Raw genomic sequence first — 15,747 nt, forward strand, 5'->3', positions numbered from 1 at the left:
ACAGATTTTTTTTTGCCCCAATATTTCACTAAAATCAGTGTTATTTTTCGCTAAAAAATACCATTTCAAAGCTATTATCCATGACTTTATCAGTTAAACATTGCCATTTTGTCTAAATTATTTGCTTCGCAATATAGTTTTAATACAATTTTAATATACATTTGTTACTTATTTTAATTCAAATATTACTTAATCACTTCAAACTAAGAACTTTATGAAGAGAATTCTCCAATTCTTCTTCTTTTGCTCGTTGGCATTCTCGTCGATGGCTCAGGAGAAATCTATTACTGGAAAAGTAATCGGTGATGATGGTTCAGCCTTACCAGGTGTAGCTATAACCATAAAAGGAACTACGAAAGGCACAAATACAGATGCTGATGGCAACTTCAAAATTAGTGTTCCGAGCAATGCACGTTTAGTATTTAGTTATGTTGGCTTCGTAAGTCAAGAAGTAGCAGTTGGGAATCAAACCTCTCTCAAAATTAGCCTTGAGACAAGTAGTGAAACTCTAAGCGAGGTAGTAGTAACTACTTTCGGTACAGCTAAAAAGACCTCATTTACAGGTTCGGCAGCCACGATTGGGGCTGACAAAATAGGCCCAAGACCTATTACCAACATCGGACAAGCCCTTGCTGGTGTTTCGGCTGGTGTTCAGACTACTGTGGGTAGTGGTCAGCCAGGTTCTGCTCCTGCTATCCGAATCAGAGGTTTCGGCTCGATTTCTTCTTCAAACGACCCCCTTTATGTTGTTGATGGTGTACCTTACAGTGCAAGTATCGCCAACCTTAACAATGATGATATCGAAACAATTACGGTCTTGAAAGATGCAGCTTCTACTGCCCTTTATGGTGCAAGAGCAGCCAACGGTGTTGTAATGGTAACAACCAAAAAAGGTGCAAAAGGCAAAAACAACATCAGTGTAAAATTCACAAAAGGCTTTAATAGCAGAGGTTTACAAGAATATGAAAGAGTTGGAGCAGCAGAGTATTATCCGTTGATGTGGGAAGCAAACCGTAATAGTTTTGCTTACAGAGCAACAAATCCTATTGCACTTGCAACAGCCAGCACCAACGCTTCAGCTAACTTAGCAGGAATAATAGGTGTTAATTCAACTACTGGTGCAGCCTATAACGTATTCAACGTTCCGATTGCTCAGTTGGTGGGAGTTGATGGGAAATTGAATCCGAGTGCTACTATGATTTATAGTGCTGATGATTTGAACTGGGAAAAGCCATTGGTACGTCAAGGTGTGCGTGATGAGCTTAACATCAACTTCTCTGGTTCATCAGAAAAGTCAGATTATTTCCTTTCATTATCGTACTTAAAAGACAAAGGATTTTTGATTCGTTCGGATTATGACCGTTACACGGCTCGTTTGAACGTAAACAATCAAATAAAATCTTGGTTTAAAGTGGGTTCAAACATTTCGACAACCATCACAAAATCAAACCAAGCAGATGCTGATGGTAATACATCATTTGTAAATCCATTCTTCTTTTCAAGAGGTATGGCTCCAATCTACCCTGTTTATGCTTTTGACCCTGCAAATCCTGGTTCATTCTTGTTGAATGAAGACGGCACTAAAAGATATGATTTAGGTAATTTAAGTGCTTTGGGCTTACCAAATAGACCTGTGTATGGTGGCCGTCATTCACTTGCTGAAACAACATTGAATCAAAACTTTTTCCGTAGAAATGTTATAGGTGGTCGTGGTTACGCAGATATTACCTTCTTAAAAGATTTTAAATTTACTACTAATCTTGGTGTAGATTTAACAAATATCAACACCATAACTTATGGTAACCCAATCGTAGGTGATGCTGCTCCATCAGGAAGAGCTACGCATATATTTGAAAACGTTACGAGCTACAACCTTTCGCAGTTATTAAACTACAATAAATCGCTTGGTAGCCATAGCATTGGTGTATTAGTTGGTCACGAAAACTATAACGAAACTGATAACCGACTTAACGGTTCGAGGTCAGGTCAGATTTTGGATGGCAACGTTGAACTCCTAAACTTTACTACAACTACCAATCTCGACTCTCGTAGAAGAGATAGAAGAGTAGAAGGTTATTTTTCAAGAGTTAACTATGACTTCAATGAAAAATACTTTGCATCATTCTCTGCTCGTAGAGATGGTTCAAGTAAATTCTACAAAGATACTCGTTGGGGTACATTCTACTCAGTTAGTGCGGCATGGCGTTTAGACCAAGAAGCATTTATTAAGGAACTCACGTTTATTAGCAATTTGAAACTTAGAAGTTCATACGGACAAACAGGTAACGACGGAGATATTAGCCGTTATGCTTGGCAAGCATTATATACTTTGGGTGATAATAATGCAACCGAAGCAGGTATTTTGCAATCAAGTCTTGGAAACAGAGAACTTGAGTGGGAATCGAGCAATGCTTTTGATATAGCCTTAGAATTTGGTTTGTTAAAAAATCGTATCAATGGTACAATCGAGTATTTTGACAGGCGTTCAAGCAATTTGATTTTTGATGTGCCTTTGCCACTTTCGGCGGGTATCATTACTCAAACTCGTAATATCGGTACGATGTTCAACAAAGGAGTTGAACTTGAATTAGACATTGCACTTGTAAGAAGCAAAGACTTTTCGTGGAATATAAATTTGAATGCAACCAAAATCAAGAACCAAATAACCAAAATGCCTGATGCCAGTAAAGAGATTATCAGTGGTACTAAAAAGTTGAAAGAAGGGCAATCAATTTTTGATTTTTGGTTGAGAGAATTCAAAGGCGTAAATCCAGAAACTGGTGTGGCAGAGTATAGAGCAATCAATTATGTACCTGCCAACTCACGTATTACCGAAACTGGCGATACCCTAACGAATGTAGTAAGTAATGCTCGTTTCCATTATAATGGTTCATCTATTCCATTAGTAAGTGGTGCGGTTACTAACACTTTTAAATACAAAGGATTTTCATTGTCAGCTTTAGCTATTTACCAATTAGGTGGTAAAACTTACGATGGTGCTTATGCGAGTTTGATGGGTGCGGGTTATAATAATGCGAAACACGTAGATATCATGAACAGATGGCAAAACCCTGGTGACATCACAAATGTACCAAGAATGGATGCTGGTCGTACTGCTGATTTCGATGCCGCTTCTGACCGTTGGTTAATTGATGCAAGCTATTTAAACATACGTACCATAACCTTAGCTTATGCAATACCAAGCAGAGCGTCTAAAAGAGTATTTTTAGAAAATGCACAGGTTTATGCAAGTGCTGAAAACTTCGTTATTGTTTCTCGCAGAAAAGGTATGAACGTTCAACAGAACTTTGATGGCGTAACAAGCAATGCTTTCAGCCCTGCAAAATCAATAGTATTAGGTGTTTCATTTTCACTTTAATTGAAATTAACAATGAAAAAAAGATTAATAATTTTATTCGCCATCGTTTTGAGCATGGGTTCGATTTCATGCGAAAAAACATACCTTGATACAGTTCCTACCGAGAGTGTTGATGCTGGCTCGGCTTATGCTACAACCAAAAATGCGGCTGCAGCAATTAATGGAATTTACCGCTCATTGATATACCGTTATCTCGCCTCACAAGGGCATTCGGGACACCCTGCAATGATGATTATTCTCGACCACATGGGCGAAGACATGATTCTTGGAACAACAGCTGCAAGCTGGCACGTTGGCGAAACAAGATGGACAAGCCACAGAACTGACGTTGGTACGATGGCTCGTTTTCCTTATGAATTGTATTACAGAACTATCGGAAATGCCAATATTGGTATTGCTAACATTGATAAAGCCGTAGGAACACAAGCAGAAAGAGACCAAGTAAAAGGAGAAGCATTGGCTTTGAGAGGTTGGGCATATTTTAATTTGGTACAGTTATACGGCAAACGCTATGATGCTAACGCAAAACCAAATGCACAATTAGGTGTGCCATTGGTACTTACACCAACAACCGAAGGCCTTCCAAGAGCAACAGTTGAAGATGTTTATACGCAAATCAACAAAGACCTTACAGAAGCAGCCACTTTATTGAAATCAGCAAGAAGTTTCAAATCACACATCAATCTTGAAGTGGTGAAAGGCTTCTTGGCAAGAGTTGCATTAACGCAACAAAGATGGGCCGATGCTGCAAAATTTGCCGCAGAAGCACGTAGCACAGGCTCAAGCATCATGACAGCCGCTCAATACCAAGAAGGATTTGCCGATATTACAAATCCAGAATGGATGTGGGGTTTTGACCACCTCGAAGACCAATCAGAGTTTTTTGGCGGTTATCACTCATATATTTCTTGTAACTATAACTCTACCGTAATCAGAACTTATCCTAAAGTAATCAATAATACACTTTATGATAAGATACCTGCAACGGATGTTCGCTCGAAAATGTGGGTAAAAACTCCTACTGCAGCTAACTCAATTGTACCTGCGGGTGGTGTGAGACCTGCATATTTGAACCAAAAATTCAGACTTCCAGGCACGCCTTCTACTTCTGCGATGGGCGATGTACCATACATGAGAGTTGCCGAAATGTACTTAATCGAAGCTGAAGCAAAAGCACGTTTAGGAAATAGTGCCGACGCCGCAAAAGTATTATTCGATTTGATAAGCAAACGTGATACAGGTTATAAACTTTCGACAGCAACAGGTACAGCCTTAATTGATGAAATCTTATTTCATAGAAGAGTGGAAATGTGGGGAGAAGGTGTAAGATTTACTGATTTGAAAAGACTAAATCAGCCTTTGAACAGAAATGGAACTAACCAAATTGCATCAGTAGCTGTTTTATTTGATGTTCCTGCTGGTGATAAGCAATGGGAGTTTATGATTCCATTAAGAGAAATACAATCAAACCCAGCAATCGTACAGAATCCATTGTAAGATTTTTGTACTAAACATAAAAAATCCGTAAGCCATGCCTACGGATTTTTTTATTACATACTTACAGGAAATGGGTCTTTAAACTTTCCTTTTTGTTCCACTCGCTTGATTTCGTCCTCGGTACAAAGACATTCTTCCAGTTCGAACCGAATCACACCTTCGTTTAAATCTTGTCCGATAATTACCAATTCATTTTGTCGGTCACCGAAACGTTTGTCCCATCTACTTTCAATTTCTTTTTGATTTTCTACGAAAGCAACATATCGTGTTCGTTCATTGAAAGGCATACTTGCCCACCAAACTCCTGCCCCCTCTGCCCGAAGCGAACCACCCGCCTGACTCCAATTCAATGCTTCGTCGGGGCGAGAGGCTATCCAAAATAAACCTTTTGAGCGAATAATGCCCGCATGCCAATTTTCAGTCAAATAATTCCAAAAACGCTCAGGATGAAAAGGTCGTTTATCACGAAAAACAAAACTACTGATTCCATATTCGAGCGTTTCAGGGTTATGAGCAATTCCATTTTCACGATTCGCCAACTCTTGAATCCAACCAGCCGATTGTTCTGCCTTTTCATAATCAAATAAACCTGTATTGATAATTTCGTTAGGATTTACCTTAGAAAACGACGATTCAATGATTTTTGCCATAGGATTCAACGACTTAATAATCGCTTTCAATTCACCCAACTGAAAAGGCGTAATCAAATCGGTTTTGTTGAGAATAATAATATCGGCAAATTCAACTTGGTCGGTCAAAAGATTAACAATTGTGCGGTAATCTTGCTCATCTTCGTTCATTTTTCGACTTTTCACGGTATCAGTCGAGCCGAAATCTCTACCAAAATTAAAGGCATCTACCACCGTAACCATAGAATCAATGTACGACCATTTCGATAAATCAATGCCATTTTCTTCATCAACAAAACTAAATGTTTGAGCCACAGGCACAGGCTCAGAAATCCCTGTCGATTCTATCAATAAATAATCGAATCGCTTTTCTTTGGCCAATTTTTCTACTTCTATCATCAAATCTTCTCGCAAAGTGCAGCAAATACAGCCATTGCTCATCTCTACGAGTTTTTCTTCGGTGCGAGAAAGCGTATTTTCTTTAGCCACCAATTGGGCATCAATGTTTACTTCGCTCATGTCATTCACAATGACGGCCACCTTGAGGCCTTCCTTATTATGTAAAACATGGTTGAGTAAAGTTGTTTTTCCAGCTCCAAGAAAGCCAGATAATACAGTAACGGGTAATTTTCTCATGTTATTTTTTTATTTTTGCATCTTTGTTGCAAAAATAAATGCAATTATGTTGCAAATGAAATAATAATGCAATAATATTGCATCACTTAAAGCAAAAGGTAGGTTTTAAGTATAGATGTTTTTACAAAAAATCCACAAGCTCATGGCCTGTGGATTTTTCAATGTATAGATTTAGTCTAACCATAAACCACTGATTATCAGCAAAAAAATACTCTAAAACAATAAACACTTTTATTTATTAGTCTTATGCTTCTCAAAAATTTACTTAGTACAATTCTCTTGTTTATGCTGTTTTTTGCGGCAAATGCCCAAAATACTTTGGTCGGCACAATTACCGACGAAAGCAAAATACCTGTTGTGAATGCCAGCGTAAAGCTCATTTCGGCATCAGAAACTAAAGGTACGCTGACCGATTTAAAAGGTATTTTTGAATTCAAAGACCTTTCAAACCAAAACTATCGACTCGTAGTAAGCTCAGTGGGCTACGAAAAGTATGAACAAAATATTGTCATTAGCAATAATCAACAAAACATTGTCATAAAATTACAGTCAAACACTACCGAACTTCAAAGCGTGGAAATAGTTGGCCGTGCAAAGAAAGATTATAACTCCGATTATAGTTTCTCGGCTACCAAAATTGCCATCAAAAACAAGGAATTGCCGCAGGCTCTCAGCACCGTTACCAAAGAGTTGATTGCCGACCGTGGGGCTTTTCAGTTGGCCGATGCCGTAAAAATCGCTTCGGGGGTTTCGCCTTCGAGTTTTTATAATCAATTCAATATCAGAGGAATAAGTCAAAACGAGGAAGGGCAAATTATCAACGGAATGCGTACCCGCCAGTTTTACTTTTTGCAACCACTTACTACCAATGTGGAGCGTGTAGAGGTGCTGAAAGGCCCAGCTTCGGTTACTTTTAGCAGTGTTGACCCAGGTGGAAGTATCAACATGGTAACAAAAAAACCTTTGGCCGAAACTCGTAGAGAGGTGAGTCTGAGTGCAGGAAGTTTCAGTACAGTGCGTGGGGCTTTGGATTTTACTGGACCATTGAATGAATCAAAAACTTTGCTTTATCGCATCAACGGAGCTTACCAAGAAGCACAATCTTACCGTGATTTGGTGAAAAATAATTCGGTTTTGATTTCTCCATCTATTACCTATTTGCCGAGCGATAAAACTGCCATAAATACGGAGTTGATTTACTCAAATATGGTGGGTAATCTCGACCGTGGTCAGCCAATATTTGGGGCGGTAGCAGGCAGAACCAACCTAAATAGTACGCCAATCAGCTTAAATTTAGGTGCAGCTAACGATTTTTTCAAATCGAAAGAATTGATTCTTACGGCGAATCTTTCGCATAAATTCAGTGAAAAAATCAGTTTTAATGCCTCGTATATGAAACAAACGTGGTCGGAAGATTTGCAGGAACATCGCACCACTAACGCCTTTGCGAGAGACATCACGGGTGCCGAAGTAACGAATTTGGTAGGAATGCAAATGGTGCAACGCAAGCAATTATGGAATACTGATAACCTAAACGCTTACTTCAATTTCAATTTTAATGCGGGCAAAACTTCGCATAAACTTTTGGTGGGCTATGACTTACAAAGCTGGAACAAACTCAAAGGTGGTGGACAAAACGCTGCTCGTGGTTTTTTGTTGAAAGATGGCTCGGTGGCAGGAAGTTTCGTAGTGGCCAATGCAGCTAATTATCAGACTGTTACGATTGGTGGAAAAACATTACCAAGACCGAATGTCAATTATTTTGACCTCAATAATCCTACTTACACCGTCAGAAATTTGAATGATTACACCATGAATAGCCGTATTGCAGTGCCATCAGCATTGACTACGACCGATGCTATTTACATTCAAGAGCAGCTTAAAATCGACAAATTCTCTGCTTTGTTGAGTTTAAGAAACGAATGGTTTGAAGATATAACCAACTACAACGCTCCCAACGAAGCATCTTTCAAAAACACAGCTTTGATTCCGAGAATCGGCCTGACTTACGAAGTAACCAAAAACATCAATGTTTACGGTACTTATTTAGAAGGCTATCAGCCACAATCCAACACCGTAACGCTCATGCCAAGCACTGGGGCATACTTTTGGACACCAACTTCAGCGGCAACCTTCAAGCCACTTATCAGCGATTTGAAAGAGTTGGGTATGAAAGCCGAATTATTAGATAACCGCTTTACGCTCAACATGGCATTGTACGAAATCAATCAAAAAAATATTTTAATGAGTGCCAACGACCCTGCCATGCCAGACTTATTGGTACAGCGTGGGGCTGACCGCAGTCGTGGTTTCGAGACCGATTTGGCGGGTTATATCTTGCCCAACTGGCAAATCAACGCTTCGTATAGCTTTATTGATGCTAAAATCATGGCCGATGCCAACGAAACATTGGTGGGTCAACGCAAAGAAAATGTGGCCAAACATAGCGGTAATATCTGGACTCGCTACAATTTCGGAGCTAATTCTAAACTTAAAGATTTGGGAATTGGTGCAGGAATGAACGCCCAAGGTAGTCGAATTCCGTGGTTCAGTCGAGCTTTTGAAGTGCCTGCCTTTACCACTTTTGATGCGGCGATTTACTACAATCCGAGCAAAAGCAATGTGCAAATGGCTTTGAACATGAATAACCTTTTCGATAAAACCTACTGGATTGGAGCTCAGAATTATACCCGTTTGTTTCCAGGAGCACCAAGAAACTTTATGCTGACTGCGTCTTATAAATTTTAAATAAAATATGCCACGAATTCACTAATTGAAACTCAATCATTCGTGAATTCGTGGCAAAAATCATTACGGATGAACAATAAAAGGCGAAGCTTTATCAAGAAATCAAGTGCAGCATTAGCAAGCCTAATTTTCCCTTTTGATGTACCCTCAAAAAAACAAAATATGAAAAAAGAGCAATACGAAGTAATAATCATCGGAGGAAGTTTTGCAGGACTGTCGGCTGCCATGAGTTTGGGGCGTTCGTTAAGAAAGGTCTTAATCATTGATAATCAGCAACCTTGCAATAACCAAACACCACATTCACACAATTTCCTGACTCAAGACGGTAAACCTCCGCTTGAAATTTTGGCGGAAGCTCGCAGGCAACTGGAGGCATACCCAACCGTGGAATTTATAAATGATACAGCTATAAATGCCAGCAAATCAGAGGATGGGTTTGAAATAAAACTTAAAGAAAATGGTGAAGTAAAAGCACAAAAACTAATTCTGGCTTGGGGCTTGAAAGACGATACTTCAAAAATAGAAGGATTGTCAGAATGTTGGGGAAATTCGGTTATTCACTGTCCCTATTGCCATGGTTATGAGGTAAAAAATCAGCCAACAGCAATCATAGCCAATGGAAACGAAGCTTTTGAGTATTTAAAAATGATAAATCATTGGACAAAAAATCTCACGCTTTTGACAAATGGTAGCTCAACTTTAAGCGAAGAACAAACACAAAAAATAAAATCGAAAGGCATCCAAATCATAGAGAATCAGATAGTAAAAATTAATCATCTGGCAAGAAAAGTAACTTCAGTTAGCTTAAATGATGCGGAAGATTTCCCTATTTCTGTGATTTATCATCGAGCACCGTTTAGCCAAAAATCGGATATCGCAGCTCAACTGGGTTGTGAATTTGACGAAATGGGCTTTATAAAAGTCAATGATTTCCAGCAAACAAACGTGAAAGGTGTTTTTGCCGCTGGCGATAATGCTTCGCCACTTCGCCAAGTGGCCAATGCCGTGGCCAAAGGTTCACTGGCAGGAATTATGGCCAATAGAGAACTTATTGAAGAGTCTTTTTAAATTAAGAAAAATGCGAATCAACATACTAAAACTTATTTCAAAACAGGTTTGGAGTAGTAAAATCAAGAATTCCAGTACGCTTTGGCTGATTGGGATTTTTAACGTTTTATTACTTTTTGCTTTGTTTTCAGGATACAAAAATCTTGTAAATCAACAAGAAACCGTAGAACATTATAGCCACGAAGTGCGAGAACGCTGGGAAAATCGTCCCGATAAACATCCGCACCGCATGGCACATTATGGTTATGTAGCATTTAGGAATCGCTTTCCGCTGAGTTTCTTCGATTTTGGCATGGATAGCTACGTAGGAAATGCCGTTTTTTTGGAAGCTCACAAACAAAATACGGTCAACTTTTCAGAAGCCAGTTTATCGAATGGATTGCTGCGTTTTGGTGAAATTTCGGCAGGGATGATTCTGCAACTTTTACTTCCCCTACTCATTTTCTTTTGGGGCTTTGATTTGGTAGCTCGTGAAAGAGAACACGGCACGCTGCGAATTTTACTCACACAAGGCGTAAGTTGGCAAGAACTCATTTTAGGCAAATCGCTCGGTTTGTTTGATTTGGCTCTCAGTATTTTCGTTCCATCGGTCATTATTGGTCTTATTTTGCTGGTTTTCAACGAATTTACTTCCGAAAATCCGCAAAGCTATTTGCGATATTTCTTTCTCATTATCAGTTATTTAGCTTACTTTTTTATCCTTTCTGTACTGGCAGTTTTAGTTTCGGCTAAGGCAAAATCTTCCAAATCGGCTCTAACTTCGCTTATTGGTTTTTGGTTGTTTTTTACCTTGATGTTGCCTAAAGTTTCGCAGGTTGTGGGTCAGAATCTTTTTCCATCACCATCAAAAATTGAGTTTGATACCACCGTAGAGCAAGAACTCATCAAGCAGGGCGATAGCCACAACCCCAATGACCCACATTTCAAGGCATTAAAAGACTCATTATTAACTGCTTACAAAGTAGATTCTACGCATAAATTACCATTCAATTACAGCGGTTATATAATGCGTGAAGGCGAAAAACTCAGTGCCGAAACCTACAAAAAACATCAGGCTGCGTTAGTAAAAACTTACCAAAAACAACAAAATGTAGTACGTTTTACTGCATTTCTGAATCCTTATATGGCTATCAAAAATCTTTCGATGGCACTTTCGGGAACTGATTACTCGGCTTACAACGATTTTCAGAATCAAGCCGAAGATTTCCGATATAAATTGGCTCAAACCATGAACGAGTTACAGATAAAATACATCGGCAATAAGGTAAAATCATCGGCCGATAAAAAAGCCATTATCAGCAAAAAACACTGGGCCGATTTACCCGATTTCCATCATCAGTTTTTGAGTTTGGCAGAAGTATTTAAAAACGAAGTCATATCTATTATTTCACTGATTTTATGGACTTTAGGACTGTTTCTCTTAGTTAATTATTCGATTAAAAACCTCAAAGCATTTTGATATGGAAGCACTATTGATAAAAAACTTTCTTCGTTCAAAAGGCTTAATGACAGGTCTTTTGATACTGTTTGTGGCGGGCTTGATTAGCCTCAATATCGGTAAACATTTTTTAGACAAAAACAAAGAAATCATCGAAAAAACTGCTCATTATCAGCAAGAAAGCATTGCCAAAAACGTAGAGTTTCACCCAAAAGAAATTGGTTTATTGCTTTATTATGTGCGTTTTGGATTGGTAAATGATATGCCCAATTTGGCGGGTTTGGCCATTGGTCAGCGAGATATTAATCCTTCGCTACAAAGCGTAACGATTCGGAATCTGGAAGAGCAAAAATACGCCACCGATTTGATGAACCCCATGTATCAGATGCTCGGAAATATGGATTTTAGTTTCGTGTTGATTTACTTTTTTCCGCTCATTATTATTGCGTTTTGTTTCAACCTTATTTCGGAAGAAAAAGAAGAAGGCACTTGGAGTTTGGTTTTGAGCCAGTCCGAGAATCCGCTAAAAATGCTACGAACAAAGATTTTAATTCGGTTCGTGAGTGTGCTTTTGGTTTTAATTTCATTACTCATCATCGCCAAATTCTACTTGTCCATTCCGTTCGATACTGCATTTTTGGCATTTGTTCTTACTGCCATTTTATATGTTGGATTTTGGTTTGCTTTGGCTTGGTTGGTGTCCAGTTTTCATAAAAATTCGAGCCAAAATGCCTTGATTTTATTGCTTTCTTGGGTAACACTCACCATCGTAGTTCCTGCTGGAATTAATGCAATTACAGTCAATCTTTATCCTGTTCCCGAAGCATTCAGCACTGTGTTGGAAAGTCGTGATGGCTACCACAATAAATGGGACGAACCCAAAGAACCAACCGTAGCAAAATTTCATCAACAATACCCCCAGTTTAGCCAATTTAAACACCCCGAAGGCAAGGATTATAGTTGGTTGTGGTACTACGCCATGCAACAAATGGGCGACGATGAGGCGGCAAAAGAAGCATTGGCATTTAAAGAGAAACTCAAAAAACGCAATGCCTTCAGCAGTACGGCTGGTATGTTTTTTCCGAGTATTCATACGCAATTGAGCCTCAATGCTTTGAGCCTTTCGGATATGGATAATTACTTGAATTTTATCGAAAAACTGGAAAATTTTCATGAGCAAAAACGACTTTATTTCTACCCTAAAATCTTTACCGAAGCGGCAGTAAATGATGAAAACTGGAAGAAATTTGGCTTAGAATTTTACCAAGAAAAACCGAGTATTAATTGGTTGAAAATACTTTTACCATTATTGATAATCAGCATTTTGTGTGTTTTTTGGGCAAAATTGAAATTTGGTAAAGGCATGATGGCACGCTGATGAAACGGATTCTGCGAAACGCTGATTTTCGCAGATTTAATGATTAGAATGTCTGTCACTAAAGGCCATTTAAGTCAATAGTAGCGATATTTAGAGAGGCAGCTTTTGTGGATAATTTCTGGTCATAAGTGGCAAAAATATCAACAGTTTCTAAAGCCAGAGCGAGGAAGAGGCAGTCGTAAATAGGATGATTTAATTGAAAAGAAAGTTCTTTGGCAGTAGTAAAAAGTTCATCATCAGGTACAAAAGCCTCGATTAGCTCAAACACATTTTTTTCGTAAGCCTGAATAAGCTCTAAAGGTACATTTTTAAAGAAATGGTATTTCCTTAAAATATTCACCACCTCAAAGCGAAGAAGCGAAGGTGCAAAAAGTGCGTTTTGACTGATGAGTTGTTCAAGCTTTTCGGAAGGCTCAAAACAAAATTTTAGGTAAACATTGGTATCTAAAATGATCGGTTTCGGTCTTCGCTTATAAATGAGTTGATTTCCTCAAGGCTGAGTGGTGATTGATTTTGGTTCGCCAGCTTTTTCAACTCTGATAATGCTTTGGTTTTTGGGGAATCTTGATTTACACTCAAATGATTGACTTTCAAGGCAGTTTCTATTAAAAAAATAGCCTCTTTGGTCATCGAACGTTTTGAAGCCACAGCCGATTTCTGAATCGCCAAATAAAGGCTCTCGGGAAGATTACGTAATTGAATTGTAAGCATTATACATACATTTTGTGTACAAAAATAAGAAATTAAAATTTAGTAAAGACATGATGGCACGCTGATGAAACGGATTCTGCAAAACGCTGATTTTCACAGATTTAAAACACAATCAAAAATCGAATTAATCGTAAATCTAAAGATATGTTACAGGCAAAAAATTTAACCAAAACTTATGGAGAGCAAACGGCTCTCAACAGTCTGAATCTGACCATCAATGAGGGCGAAATATTTGCCTTGTTGGGTCAAAATGGTGCAGGAAAAACCACTACTATCAATTGCTTTTTAGGCTTCATTCAGCCTTCGGGTGGCTCGGCAAGCATCAATGACGTTTCGGTGGCAGAAAATGCCCTCGAAACCAAGAAATACCTCGCTTACATTCCCGAAACAGTGATGTTGTACCCCAATCTAACGGGTATCGAAAACTTAGAGTTTTTCTCTTCTTTGGCAGGTTTTTCGTATGGAAAAGATGAATTAAGTTCGTTTTTGAGCAAAGCTGGTTTGCAAAATACGGCTCATAATCAACGAGTGGGTGGCTATTCAAAAGGTATGCGACAAAAAGTAGGCATTGCTATTGCCATTGCCAAAAAAGCCAAAGCCCTTTTGCTCGATGAACCCACTTCAGGACTTGACCCCAAAGCTTCCAACGAATTTTCAGAGATTCTGCGTGAATTGGCTCAAAATGGAACGGCAGTTTTGATGGCTACCCACGATATTTTCAGAGCGAAAGAAGTAGCCAATCGCATCGGAATTATGAAAGAAGGCAACTTGGTTTCGGTGATTGATGCCAAAGAAATTTCGGCTAATGAGTTAGAGAAGTTGTACTTACAAACGGTGTGAAATCATGAAAAAAATCATCGCAAACAAAGAATACACTACCCTGCTGCGTGACAAACGCTTCAAACTCATGGGTGGTTTGATTGCCTTTTTACTTTTGGTGGCACTTTTAGGAGGATTTGCATCGTATCGTTCACTCAAAAAAGAACGAGATTTAGCACAAAAAGAAGCCCGTGAAACTTGGCTCAATCAGGGAGAAAAAAATCCGCATTCGGCGGCTCACTACGGCTCGTTTGCACTCAGACCTAAGTCCGAAATGAGTTTCTTCGATTTCGGAGTAGATTCATTCACGGGTACAAATGTGTATTTAGAAGCTCACCGACAAAACGACCCCAAGTTTTCGGCGGCTCAGGATAGTTCATCCTTGATTCGTTTTGGCGAAATGACCGTTGCCTTTGTTTTGCAAATGCTGGTACCTTTGCTCATTATTTTCTTATGTTTCAATAGCATTTCGCAAGAAAAAGAAGACAATACTCTCAAACTCATGCTTAGTCAGGGTATAAGTATGAGTCTAATTGCATGGGGCAAGATTCAAGGTTTTTCAAAAGCCTTGGCTTGGATTATCGTTCCTGCTTTGTTACTTACTTTTATCTTGATTTTAATCGGCACCGAAGGCTCACTTTCAGCCGATTTACTGCTCCGTTTTGCCTTGACTTTACTGGCTTATGCGGTCTATTTCTTTGTATTTATCAGTCTTTCGGTAGTTATTTCGGCACGGGCTGGGTCTTCTCGCAATGCCCTCCTTTCATTATTGGGTATTTGGGTGCTGGCTTGCGTGATTTTGCCCAAAGCCACCACCAATATTGGAGCGAGTATTTTCAAAGCACCCTCCAATTTTGAGTTCAGAGAGGCCATTCACAAAGATGAAGAAAACGGCATTGACGGCCACAACCCTTCGGATAAACGTTTTGAGGCACTAAAAAAGCAAGTTCTGGCACAATATAAGGTCGATTCTGTGGAACAACTCCCAGTAAATTTCGATGCCATCGCTATGCAGGAAGGCGAAAAATACTCGACGATGGTGTATAACAAGCATTTTGATAGGATGGAAAACATCTATCAAAATCAAAACTCGGTGGCGGCGTATTCGGCAATTCTAAATCCTTTTATGGCGGTCAGAAACCTTTCGATGGGCTTGGCTGGGAGCGACTACAAAACGGCTTTGGCTTTTCAGAAATACGCCGAAAAATACCGCTACGAAATGGTGGAAACACTTAATACTCACATGCGTGATTTCTCAAAAACAGGTGATTGGGAGAAAAAGGCCGATGCCGGTATTTATGCCAAAATTCCTGATTTTGATTTCAAAAACCCATCCATTACCTCGGTTTTAAGCCAAAATTGGGTAGCCCTGTTGGCACTTTTGATTTGGGTTTTTATGTGCATAAAGATGGTGTCTAATCTTAAAAACATAAGCCTTAGCTAA

The 15,747-nt window shown here is 39.1% G+C and carries 11 protein-coding genes; 8 read left to right on the forward strand and 3 right to left on the reverse strand.

Features of this window, described 5'->3' with window-relative positions; translation table 11 throughout:
* Positions 1–214: 214 nt before the first annotated feature.
* Complete coding sequence (locus ABR854_RS13830) at positions 215–3,379, forward strand: SusC/RagA family TonB-linked outer membrane protein (RefSeq protein ID WP_350266000.1); 3,165 nt, start codon at positions 215–217, stop codon at positions 3,377–3,379.
* A gap of 12 nt (positions 3,380–3,391) precedes the next feature.
* Positions 3,392–4,876, forward strand: a complete 1,485-nt coding sequence (locus tag ABR854_RS13835; RefSeq protein ID WP_350266001.1) for a RagB/SusD family nutrient uptake outer membrane protein — start codon at positions 3,392–3,394, stop codon at positions 4,874–4,876.
* A gap of 53 nt (positions 4,877–4,929) precedes the next feature.
* Here the strand turns inward: ABR854_RS13835 and ABR854_RS13840 are convergent, their stop codons facing one another.
* Positions 4,930–6,141 carry a GTP-binding protein gene (locus ABR854_RS13840; RefSeq protein WP_350266002.1) on the reverse strand — a complete coding sequence of 404 codons (1,212 nt, stop codon included), beginning with the start codon at positions 6,139–6,141 and terminating at the stop codon, positions 4,930–4,932.
* Positions 6,142–6,387: 246 nt separating this feature from the next.
* Here ABR854_RS13840 and ABR854_RS13845 point away from each other — a divergent pair, with 246 nt between their 5' ends.
* The 4 genes from ABR854_RS13845 (at position 6,388) to ABR854_RS13860 (ending at position 12,773) form a co-directional block, all read left to right on the forward strand.
* Entirely contained in the window at positions 6,388–8,889 is a 2,502-nt protein-coding gene (locus ABR854_RS13845) for a TonB-dependent siderophore receptor (protein ID WP_350266003.1), read from the forward strand.
* Between the two features lie 69 nt (positions 8,890–8,958).
* Positions 8,959–9,957, forward strand: a complete 999-nt coding sequence (locus ABR854_RS13850; protein ID WP_350266004.1) for an NAD(P)/FAD-dependent oxidoreductase — start codon at positions 8,959–8,961, stop codon at positions 9,955–9,957.
* A 10-nt stretch (positions 9,958–9,967) separates the two neighbouring features.
* Entirely contained in the window at positions 9,968–11,416 is a 1,449-nt protein-coding gene (locus ABR854_RS13855; protein ID WP_350266005.1) for an ABC transporter permease, read from the forward strand.
* Between the two features lies 1 nt (position 11,417).
* The gene (locus ABR854_RS13860) at positions 11,418–12,773 is read left to right on the forward strand and encodes a DUF3526 domain-containing protein (RefSeq protein ID WP_350266006.1); all 1,356 of its coding nucleotides are present in this window, start codon (positions 11,418–11,420) and stop codon (positions 12,771–12,773) included.
* A 58-nt stretch (positions 12,774–12,831) separates the two neighbouring features.
* On the opposite strand, the gene ABR854_RS13865 is transcribed toward ABR854_RS13860, so the two are convergent.
* Both ABR854_RS13865 and ABR854_RS13870 read right to left on the reverse strand, forming a co-directional pair.
* On the reverse strand, positions 12,832–13,251 hold the full coding sequence (locus ABR854_RS13865) for a type II toxin-antitoxin system VapC family toxin (RefSeq protein ID WP_350266026.1): 420 nt from the start codon (positions 13,249–13,251) through the stop codon (positions 12,832–12,834).
* The gene (locus ABR854_RS13870) at positions 13,218–13,484 is read right to left on the reverse strand and encodes a hypothetical protein (RefSeq protein WP_350266007.1); all 267 of its coding nucleotides are present in this window, start codon (positions 13,482–13,484) and stop codon (positions 13,218–13,220) included. The genes ABR854_RS13865 and ABR854_RS13870 overlap by 34 nt, the downstream gene beginning before the upstream one ends.
* Positions 13,485–13,628: 144 nt before the next feature.
* Between ABR854_RS13870 and ABR854_RS13875 the strand changes: the two genes are divergently transcribed.
* Together ABR854_RS13875 and ABR854_RS13880 are read left to right on the forward strand one after the other, a co-directional pair.
* Positions 13,629–14,324 carry an ABC transporter ATP-binding protein gene (locus ABR854_RS13875; protein WP_350266008.1) on the forward strand — a complete coding sequence of 232 codons (696 nt, stop codon included), beginning with the start codon at positions 13,629–13,631 and terminating at the stop codon, positions 14,322–14,324.
* A gap of 4 nt (positions 14,325–14,328) precedes the next feature.
* On the forward strand, positions 14,329–15,747 hold the full coding sequence (locus ABR854_RS13880) for an ABC transporter permease (protein ID WP_350266009.1): 1,419 nt from the start codon (positions 14,329–14,331) through the stop codon (positions 15,745–15,747).

It is taken from the genome of Emticicia sp. W12TSBA100-4 (assembly GCF_040253585.1).
In the GTDB taxonomy this organism is placed as follows: Bacteria; Bacteroidota; Bacteroidia; order Cytophagales; family Spirosomataceae; genus Emticicia.